General features: G+C 38.9%; 5 protein-coding genes and 2 pseudogenes. 6 read left to right on the forward strand and 1 reads right to left on the reverse strand.

Annotated features, from left to right (window positions below):
- Positions 1–129 precede the first annotated feature (129 nt).
- The 6 genes and pseudogenes from QL998_RS20805 (at position 130) to QL998_RS19765 (ending at position 7,909) form a co-directional block, all read left to right on the forward strand.
- Positions 130–288: a cellulose synthase subunit BcsC-related outer membrane protein gene (locus tag QL998_RS20805; protein WP_356948115.1), complete on the forward strand. Its 159-nt coding sequence runs from the start codon at positions 130–132 to the stop codon at positions 286–288.
- Positions 289–534: 246 nt separating this feature from the next.
- On the forward strand, positions 535–2,028 hold the full coding sequence (locus QL998_RS19745) for a peptide MFS transporter (protein WP_024603743.1): 1,494 nt from the start codon (positions 535–537) through the stop codon (positions 2,026–2,028).
- 134 nt (positions 2,029–2,162) lie between these two features.
- Positions 2,163–3,758, forward strand: a pseudogene (locus QL998_RS19750) (metallophosphatase); the annotation flags it as partial.
- 318 nt (positions 3,759–4,076) lie between these two features.
- Entirely contained in the window at positions 4,077–5,123 is a 1,047-nt protein-coding gene (gene hppD, locus QL998_RS19755; RefSeq protein WP_002958202.1) for a 4-hydroxyphenylpyruvate dioxygenase, read from the forward strand.
- Between the two features lie 136 nt (positions 5,124–5,259).
- Positions 5,260–6,573 carry a fumarylacetoacetase gene (gene fahA / locus QL998_RS19760; protein ID WP_024605843.1) on the forward strand — a complete coding sequence of 438 codons (1,314 nt, stop codon included), beginning with the start codon at positions 5,260–5,262 and terminating at the stop codon, positions 6,571–6,573.
- Positions 6,574–6,715: 142 nt separating this feature from the next.
- On the forward strand, positions 6,716–7,909 hold the full coding sequence (locus QL998_RS19765; protein ID WP_290193335.1) for a peptidoglycan DD-metalloendopeptidase family protein: 1,194 nt from the start codon (positions 6,716–6,718) through the stop codon (positions 7,907–7,909).
- Here the strand turns inward: QL998_RS19765 and QL998_RS19770 are convergent.
- Positions 7,883–8,065: pseudogene (locus tag QL998_RS19770) on the reverse strand (ISAs1 family transposase); the annotation flags it as partial. The gene QL998_RS19765 and the pseudogene QL998_RS19770 sit on opposite strands and share 27 nt — an antisense overlap.

The following is an 8,065-nucleotide window of genomic DNA, read 5'->3' on the forward strand; positions in this document are numbered from 1 at the left end:
GCTGCGGCGGCGAGATTACTTGGAAGGGCTAGCCTATTTCGTACAGGTGGTAGTGCAACTCGATTGGAAAAATATGGATGTGAGTGATGTGATTGAAATTTAATAATTATTTTTGGGGATCCCTTAGGAATATCGCCTAATTGGTTTTTTGGTGGCTACTTAGCTATTGATCGTTCTGACTTTTACGAACCAAATTTTGGTCAGCTTTATATACGTTATTACTTTAATCCTGTGTACGGAACACTTGAGTTTCCAGGCACGCCGATTGTTCCTTATGCTGAGTTCTAACTTGGCATAAGGTGATACACCGCGAATACTTCCCCTAGCACTAAGGTATATGTATACTTGAGCGCAATTGTAACTAGGATAAGGGTGTGTCTCTTACCTTCTGGTGTTACTACCATATAGCAAATCATTATCTTAGCTACAAATAATAAACTGATGGTCGAGCATTTTAGTATGACTAAATACTAAGATAGCTAAAGCAAAAAATTATAAGGCCATTACAACAATTCTTAAAGTTAGGAAGTAAATATGAGTTCAGCTCCAGATAGTGGTTGGTTTGGCCACCCTAAAGGACTTTCGACATTGTTCTTCACTGAAATGTGGGAACGAATGAGTTATTACGGTATGCGAGCTATGCTCGTATTATTCATGACAGCAAGCTTACAAGAAGAAGGCCTTGCCTTTACTGTTGCATCAGCTGCTGCAATCTATGGTTTGTACACAGGCGCAGTATACTTTTTAGGCTTACCAGGTGGTTGGCTAGCTGATAGATTGTTTGGTGGTCAAAAAGCAGTTTGGTATGGCGGCATAACTATTATGATTGGCCATATTATTTTGGCTATTCCACATGATTATTCTTTCTTTATTGGCTTAATATTTGTAGCAACAGGTACTGGTTTACTAAAACCAAATATCAGTGCAATGGTAGGCCAATTATATAGCGATGCTGATGAGCGTCGTGATGGCGGTTACGCTATTTATTACATGGGTATTAACATGGGTTCTTTAATAGGTTACTACGTATGTGGTTACTTTATGGAGAACGTAGGCTGGCACTGGGCATTTGGTGCGGCTGCTGTAGGTATGGCCATTGGTTTAGTGCAGTACAAACTCACACTTAATAACTTACCAAAGCACAGTGCTTTACCGGCTAATCCATTAGGCTCTAAAGGTACTTCACGTGCATGGGGCGGTATTGCAGCATTTGTAATTGCAGCTGCTGCAGTTACTACGGCTGCAATGACCGGCGCTATTGTTATTAATCCAACTGTAGTTGCAGGTTACACAGCGATTGTATTTACTATTATCTTTTTTGTTTATTTTGGTGTTATTTACTTTACAGGTAATTTAACAGATGCCGAAAAACAAAGAATGTGGGCACTATTTTTAGTATGTATTGCATCTGCATGTTTTTGGTCTGGCTTTGAACAAGCTGGTTCATCATTAAACTTATTTGCTCGCGACTATACTGACCGTCTTATTGGTACTTTTGAAATCCCTACAACGTGGTTTCAATCATTAAACTCACTGTTTATTATTACTTTATCGCCATTTTTTGCAGCGCTTTGGATTAACTTATCTAAAAGCTTAGTATCACCTAGCTACAGCGTTAAATGTGCAATTGGCTTAATTATCATGGCATCAGGCTTTTTAGTTATGTTTATGGCGGCTCATTACGCAGCTGAAGGCTTAAAAGTTGCGCCTTACTGGCTTGTTACTACGTACTTTTTACATACAGTGGGTGAGCTTTGTTTAAGCCCTGTAGCATTAAGTGCTGTAAGTAAGTTATCGCCTAAACGTTACACTGGCCAAATGATGGGTGTGTTTGTATTAACTTACTCAATCGGTAACATCATCGCAGGTTTACTTGCTGGTAATTTCGATCCGAATAATGTTGATGAAATTCCTAACTTATACTTACAAATTGCATTATTTAGCATTGGTGTTGGTGTTGTTTTAGTACTAATGACTTTTAAAGCTAAAGTATGGGAAAAACAAGGTTTAGAAGAGAAAGTCTCTTAATTATTGTTTATTTCAAATGTAGCAATATAACCTAAGACAATTCCTCCATAGCGTCTATGGGGGAATTTTTTTATTCAACTTTGCCCTGCCCCCGTTAACTGATATTATATCCTGATTGGTTATTGATGACGTGGGCAACAAACGTACCCAGTATAGACTTAGTACTTGGCGGCCATACACACGGTGGGGAAAGCTACACAACCCTTGATAACGGCGCTATTGTTTTACAACCGGACTTTTATGCTAAAGGTATTACTGACTTAACGCTTACTTTTAATTTAGCTGATAAATCATCCCCAGTTATTGATTACAAAACGATTGAAACCGATACAATTGATGAGCGCGATGAGGCAACAAAACTAGCTATAGATGAGATAATGGGGCGTTATGCTCCCGATGCAGAAACTGAAATCGCTATTTCTGAAAACTATCCAACTGATGCGCAGCTAGCCGAAATCACCGCCTTAGCCGCAAAACATTCAAGCACAATTAGCGCAGCATTACTTAACCCTGAACTAGTACAAAAGCGCTGGACACCCGGCACACTGACTCAAGAAGACTTCCATAAAGCTTTTTACGTAGAAAGACAGCCATCAAATACGCCAGGGTTTAACTCTATTTATAAAGTAACTGTATCGGGAAGCGACTTAACAACGATGTTTGCAAGTCAACCAGATTGGTTTTTACTTAAACCTGAAGATATACAACCCACTAATAATTACGAAGTTGCACTATTTAAAGGAGCAGCTTTGAATCCTGATTTATTTTTTAATAGTGTTACATTCTCAAACGTAGAACCAATAGCTGAAGCTTGGTGGCTACTTGATAAATATGCACGTGCTAGAACAAGTCAGTGCCTACACCTTGACACTGACACCGAACTTTATTCATGCAACAACTTAGCAAATGTAACCATATGGAACTTTGACGATACTAACAACCCGTTAGCAGCTGATTTTGGACCTTCGGTACTTAGCTACTTTGATCCAGATGAAACAAATTGGGGCACTGCGGAGACACAATATAGCACCACTACTCAATTAAATATTGATGATTTAAGTGATGGCCCTTCAGGTGTTATGGCGTTTTCTCGCCACGCTCCAACAGAAGGCTTGCTTATTGATTTAAACACACCAGCAAATGGTGACTTTGCAAATGCAGGAATGGTGTCTGACTACACCTTGGTTATGGATTTATACTGGCCCGCAGAAGGTAAAGATATTTACCGTGCAATTATGCAAGCCAATACAACTGATTATCTTAATGATGATGCCGATATGTTTATTGACCCAAGCGGCGGCTATGGACAAGCAACTAGCGATAGCGGCTATTTTGGCAACACACAACCCGACTCTTGGCATCGTATAGCTTGTGTATTTTATACAGCACCAACCAACGGGGTATTTGAAGTCTATATAGATGGAGAACTTGCTGGCGTAAAAGAAGATGGCGAAATCGATAGTCGCTGGGCACTCAATCAATCTGTATTGCTTTTTACAGATAACAATTACGAAACAGTACCAGGGTACTTAAACTCGCTGCTTTATGCAGGACGTGCTATGACCAGAGATGAAATTAAAAGTATGGGTAGCGCAGAACAAAAGCTGTCTTTTGAGCAACCGACGCGAGTGCTAAATCAAACCATTGAGCGCCATTACCAAGCAGCTCCAGCAATTAAAACTAACGTGTGGATAGAACAACGGAACAAGTTCTTTGGTAACGGCTCTTAAAGTGTAAATAATTACATACAAAAAGGCTTTTGCTTATTAATTGTAAAAGGAGGTTTAGCGCAGGTTAAACCTCCTTTTTAGTATTTAAATACAATAACTTAAAAACAAATGCTCCCACTTGAATTTATACCATATAACTTCATTTTACTTAACTGTATTACAAACACGTAACTTTATAATAACCGTCCTATAAAATTTACACATGCACTACATACTAAATAGCGCCCCCCTCTTCCCCAAATTAAAAATCTGGTTGATTATCTACTGCAATATGACAACAACACATAATCGCAGTGCTTAATTGCGGGAGTAATAATAATGAGTGAAGTAAATAACTATTTAGGTTTAGTCGGTATTGAATTTACCGAATACGCAACACCTGATGCTGATTATATGGATAAAGTATTTACTGATTTTGGCTTCTCTAAGCTTAAAAAATTCAAAGGTAAAGACATCGTTTATTACAACCAAAACGATATTCATTTTTTACTGAATAACGAGCGTGAAGGTTTTTCTGCAGAATTTGCTAAAAGCCATGGTCCTGCTATTTGTTCGATGGGTTGGCGTGTTGAGAATGCGCAAAAAGCATTTGAAACTGCAGTAGAGCGTGGTGCAAAACCAGCGACCGACTCAACGCATAAAAATATGCCTTACCCTGCAATCTATGGTATTGGCGACAGCCTAATTTACTTTATTGAACAATTTGGCGACAAAGGCACTATCTACGAAAGTGATTTTGAAGACTTAGAAACGCAAAATGTTGTAGAAGATAAAGGCTTTATCCGAATCGATCATTTAACCAATAACGTTTATAAAGGCACCATGGAAAAATGGGCTAACTTTTATAAAGACGTATTTGGTTTTACTGAAGTACGCTACTTTGACATTAAAGGTCAAAAAACAGCGCTTATTTCGTATGCACTAAAATCACCTTGTGGCACCTTCTCTATTCCAATAAACGAAGGTAAAGGTAACGATAACAACCAAATTGATGAATACCTTGGTGAGTACAACGGCCCAGGCGTTCAACATTTAGCCTTTTTAACAGATGACTTAGTAAGCTCTCTTGATAAGCTTGATAAATCAACAATTGCCACTTTAGATATTATCCCAGAGTATTACGATACTATTTTTGACCGTGTACCTTGGGTTGCTGAAGATAAAGAAAAAATTCGTGAGCATCAGATACTCGTAGATAGCCAAAGTGAAAATTGTTATTTATTACAAATTTTCTCTAAAAACTTATTTGGTCCAATCTTTATAGAAATGATCCAGCGCGTTGATGATGGTGGCTTTGGTGAAGGTAACTTCCAAGCATTATTTGAATCAATCGAACGTGACCAAGAGCGTCGCGGCGTTTTATAAAATATTTGAGTAAATTAAAAGCAGCGAACTTCGCTGCTTTTTGTCGTTTTAATATTTAAAAAGTATGGCGCCAAGTACAAGTATGATTAAATAAACTATACCTTGTCGCCATACAGTAAAATCCAAAGGAAATGTAATGAGCCTAATTAACGAAACCCACGATATTAATTTAACCAGCTGGGTAGAATCAGCTAATGTTGATAATTGCGACTTCCCGATTCAAAACTTACCGTTTGCAGAATTTCGTCGTAAGGGGTCTGATGAGGCCTTTCGTGGTGGTGTTGCAATTGGTGATCAAGTAATCGATTTAGCAAAACTAAGTAAATTAAACGTTTTAACAGGTGACGCTAAAACAGCCGCAGATGCAGCAAGTGAAGAAACCTTAAATACATTTATGGGTTTAGGGAAACAGTATTGGTCAGCCCTTCGTTTAGCCCTTTCAAAAGCACTAAGAGCAGGCTCTGAGCACCAACAGGCGCTTAGCGATACATTGGTTGCACAATCCGATATAGAGTTTTCTTTGCCTTGTCGCATCGGTGATTACACCGACTTTTACACTTCTATTTATCACGCTACAGCTGTGGGTAGTTTATTTCGCCCTGACAACCCATTATTACCTAACTATAAATGGGTACCTATTGGTTATCATGGTCGCTCTTCATCTATTGACGTATCGGGTCAAACATTTCATCGCCCTAAAGGTCAAACCAAAGCGCCAGACGCAGAAGTGCCATCATTCGGTCCTTGTAAACGCCTTGATTACGAACTAGAGCTGGGTATTTACTTAGGTAAAGGCAATGCACTGGGCGATGCAATCGCTATCGAAAATGCTGAAAACCACGTATTTGGCTTTTGTGTATTTAACGATTGGTCAGCACGTGACTTGCAAGCGTGGGAATATCAACCGCTTGGTCCATTTTTAGCTAAAAACTTTGCCTCAACTGTATCGCCTTGGATTGTAACAACCGAAGCATTAGCGCCTTATAGAACAAGCTGGACACGTGATGAAAACGATCCACAGCCTATGGACTATTTAGAATCAAAAGCGAATCGCGACCAAGGTGCTTTTGATATTCAAATGGATGTTAAAATTCAAACGCAAAAAATGCGTAGCGAAGGCCATAACCCAACGCGCGTATCAACATCTAGCTTTAAGCACTCTTACTGGACTGTGGCACAAATGGTTACTCATCACACAGTAAATGGCTGTAACTTTATGCCAGGTGACATGCTAGGTTCGGGCACTCAGTCGGGTCCAACGCACGAAGAAGCAGGTTCATTACTTGAGCTTTCTCGTGGCGGTAAAGAAAAAATCACGCTAAGTAATGGCGAACACCGCAGCTTTTTAGAAGATGGCGATAACGTTATTATGCGTGGCTGGTGTGAAAAAGAAGGCTATGCACGTATAGGTTTTGGCTCTGTAGAGAGTACTGTACTGCCGTCAAAATAATACGAATATTAAAAAATTTATTAAAAGGGCTGCTTACTAAAAGCAGCCCTTTTTTATTAATTTTTGAACAGTTACAATTTTTTTCTAGCTTTTTTAACTCAAATTGCTATCTTAATTCGGTTAATAGCCAGTGTTATATGCCATGTCAGTATTTATAAAGTCTTTTTATCATAAATTTTTCCCTGCTCGTCAGCTACTTATTCGTCAAAATGGCGAAGTTAAGCATGTTGTTTTAGCCTCTTGGTTTCAACTTCTTGTAGCGTTGCTTATTTTAGTCACTTTTACTTGGCTGAGTATTTCGAGCTTTCGTGTTTATACACAAACAAATAAAATCTCTGACATAAAACAAAATCAAATAACCGAGCAAACGCTGTGGCAACAAAAAGTCAGTGAGCAACAAGCCCTTCAAGCAACGCAGCTAGAGCAACTTGCAATACTTGAACAAAAGCAGGCGCTACTGCAAAGCATGATAGAATCCCTTCCTGCTTCAATTAGCAAAGATGTTATTAAGCTTGATACAGAACTTGATGTACCAATTAATGAAAATGGCAATGAATTTCATGAGCCATTAGTCGATGAAAATCAAAAAGGTAAACAAGCACAGTTAATCGCTCCAATCACATTCGCAACAAGAGTGGCCAACTTAAATAATCAGTATGAGCAAAGCTTTACCTATTTAGATAACCAAATTAGTGAACGTCACCAAGCCATTTTAGCTATGGTTAAAGGCGCAGGAATTGAGTCTGCGCTTGAGCAACACCTAATATTAAGCGCCCAGACAACTGCACAAGGTGGGCCCCTTGATATATTTAACGAAACAAAAATTCCGAGCCACTTTTTAGCCATAGTTGATAAGTTATTAATATTAAATAATTTAGAAAACTTTTTAACTGAGCTACCAAACACCCTGCCTTTAGCTAAAGCTAAATACTATATTTCGAGTAATTTCGGCCTTAGAAAAGATCCCATGAATAGTAATCATGCCTTTCATAAAGGAATTGATTTAGCCGGTTGGCATAAAACCGAAATATTCGCTCCAGCAGACGCTGTAGTTCTTCGTGCCGGTCGTAATGGTGGTTATGGTAACTTTATCGAGCTTGAACATAAAAATGGCTTAGTGACTCGATTTGGACACTTAAATAAAATTAAAGTAAAGAAAGGTCAATCAATCACTAAACATGATGTGATCGGCCTAATGGGCAGCACCGGCCGAAGCACAGGCACGCATTTACACTACGAAGTATTACTTAATGGTAAACAAGTCAATCCTCTAAAAATAACAAAGGCGCTTTCTCGTGTTTGGTCACGGCTAGCGCATTTTAATCCCAGACTCTAGCAGGGTTGAGCGGTAATCATCGTCTAGCCCTGCCATTTTCTTTTTCCTCGCCATACTTGCTGACTTAGATGCATCTTGTTTAAAAAGCGCCATGGCTATCTTTCGCATTACATTAAACATTAATGGCCCTTGAAGTTTGCGTATTCTCGATTCATC

The sequence above is a fragment of the Pseudoalteromonas sp. APC 3691 genome (assembly GCF_030408135.1).
In the GTDB taxonomy this organism is placed as follows: Bacteria; Pseudomonadota; Gammaproteobacteria; order Enterobacterales; family Alteromonadaceae; genus Pseudoalteromonas.

Excerpts from the sequence above, each read along its gene's own strand:
- QL998_RS19745 (WP_024603743.1), top strand. The coding sequence starts at position 535 with ATGAGTTCAGCTCCAGATAGTGGTTGGTTTGGCCACCCTAAAGGACTT.
- hppD (WP_002958202.1), top strand. The coding sequence starts at position 4,077 with ATGAGTGAAGTAAATAACTATTTAGGTTTAGTCGGTATTGAATTTACC.
- fahA (WP_024605843.1), top strand. The coding sequence starts at position 5,260 with ATGAGCCTAATTAACGAAACCCACGATATTAATTTAACCAGCTGGGTA.
- QL998_RS19765 (WP_290193335.1), top strand. The coding sequence starts at position 6,716 with ATGTCAGTATTTATAAAGTCTTTTTATCATAAATTTTTCCCTGCTCGT.